The sequence below is a fragment of the Streptomyces sp. NPDC054847 genome (assembly GCF_053610925.1).
Genome location: NZ_JBSGZJ010000737.1, coordinates 1 through 1,804, shown reverse-complemented (window position 1 = coordinate 1,804; position 1,804 = coordinate 1). Strand labels below are relative to the sequence as shown.

Sequence of the window (1,804 nt, the reverse complement as noted above, 5' to 3'; positions counted from 1 at the left end):
GCCGGATCAGGGAGCGGGGTCTGGTGCGTGCGATCGCAAGGCGGAGGAGGGAGGCATGGCGGAGCCATGCCGACCGACGACAACGCGGCGAGCGTGCGTGCCAGACCCCGCGAGCCCGGCGTGATCCAAACGAGAGACCCTAGCCCGCGAGTCGGGGCGTGCGGCGTACGGCGCGGCCGGCGAGCACGTCCGTGCGGACGCCGTCCTCGACGACGAACCGGCCGTCGATCAGTACGTGCGGGATGCCGACGGGCAGCGTGCGCGGCTCCTCGAAGGTCGAACCCGCCGCCACCGTGCCCGGGTCGAACATCACCAGGTCGGCGCGGTACCCCTCGCGGACCAGACCCCGGTCGGGCAGCCGCAGCCGGGCGGCCGGGCGGGACGTCAGATGCGCGACGGTCTCCTCCAGCGACAGGATGCCCAGCTCGCGCGCGTACCGGCCGAGGTACTGCGGGAACGTGCCGTAGGCCCGAGGATGCGGTTTGTCACCCTGGAGGATGCCGTCGCTGCCTCCGGTGTGGACCCGGTGGCGCATGATCTGGCGCACGTTCTCCTCGTGGCCGACGTGCTGGAGGATCGTCGAGCCGAGCCGGTCCTCGATCAGCAGCCGCCGGGCGGTCGTCCAAGGTGCCTCGCCGCGCTCGTCGGCAGACTGCTGGATCGTCCGGCCGACGTGGCCCGCGACAGCCGGGTCGCTCACTCCGGAGATCTCGATGGTGTCCCACTCGATCGGTACGCCGTGGCAGCCGTCGGACCCGACGACCTCCAGGTGGTGCCGGATCCTTTCGGCCGTGGCGTCGTCCCGCAGCCGCGCCAGCACGGCGTCGGGGCCGCCCTCGCCCGCCCAGCTCGGCAGCATCGCCACGAGCGTGGTGCAGCCGGGGGTGTACGGATAGGTGTCCAGGGAGATGTCCGCGCCGCCGTCCAGCGCGTCGTCCAGCAGCGCGAGCAGATCGGGCGCCTTGCCCTTGTTCACACCGAAGTTCATCGTGGCGTGCGCGAGATGCAGGGCACATCCCGCCTCGCGGGTCAGGTTCACCATCTCCTCGTACGCCTGGAGCGCACCGGCGCCGTAGGAGCGGTGATGAGGGCAGTAGTAGCCGTCGTACTGGGCCACGACCCGGCACAGCTCCGCCAGCTCCGAGTCGTTCGCGTACATCCCCGGCGTGTACGTCAGACCGGACGACATGCCGACCGCGCCCTGCGCCATGCCCTCGGCCACCAACTGCTTCATGCGGGTGAGCTCGGCGTCGGTGGCGGGGCGGTCCTCCCAGCCCATCGCGTACATGCGCACGGTGCCCTGCGGGATCAGGTACGCGGCGTTCACCGCGATGCCCTGGCCGCCGAAGTTCCGGTCGAGACGGTCCAGGTACTCGCCGACCGACCGCCAGTCGAAGTCGATGTCGGAGCCGTCGCCGTTCCAGCCGGTGATGGCCTTGCGCACCGCGGCGAGGGTGTCGTCGTCGACGGGCGCGTACGACAGTCCGTCCTGCCCGAGCACCTCGAGGGTGACGCCCTGGGCGGCCTTCGCGGAGTGGTCGGGGTCGCGCAGCAGCGCCAGATCGGAGTGCGCGTGCATGTCGATGAAGCCGGGGGCGAGGGCGAGACCGTCCGCGTCGAGGACGCGGGGGGCGGTGGGGCGGGGGCCGGTGCCCTCCTTGCGTATCTCGGCGATACGGCCGTCGCGGATGCCGACGTCGGCGCGGAAGGAGGCACCGCCGGTGCCGTCGATGACGCGGGCGTCGCGGATGACGAGGTGCATGGGGGTGCCTTTCGGGGGGCGCGGCGGGGGGTGGGTGCGGGT

The 1,804-nt window shown here is 72.1% G+C and carries 1 protein-coding gene; it reads right to left on the bottom strand.

Annotated features, from left to right (window positions below; translation table 11 throughout):
* Nucleotides 1-139 precede the first annotated feature (139 nt).
* The gene (locus tag ACWGH4_RS34825; protein ID WP_453467881.1) at nt 140-1,762 is read right to left on the bottom strand and encodes an N-acyl-D-amino-acid deacylase family protein; all 1,623 of its coding nucleotides are present in this window, start codon (nt 1,760-1,762) and stop codon (nt 140-142) included.
* Nucleotides 1,763-1,804: the final 42 nt, after the last annotated feature.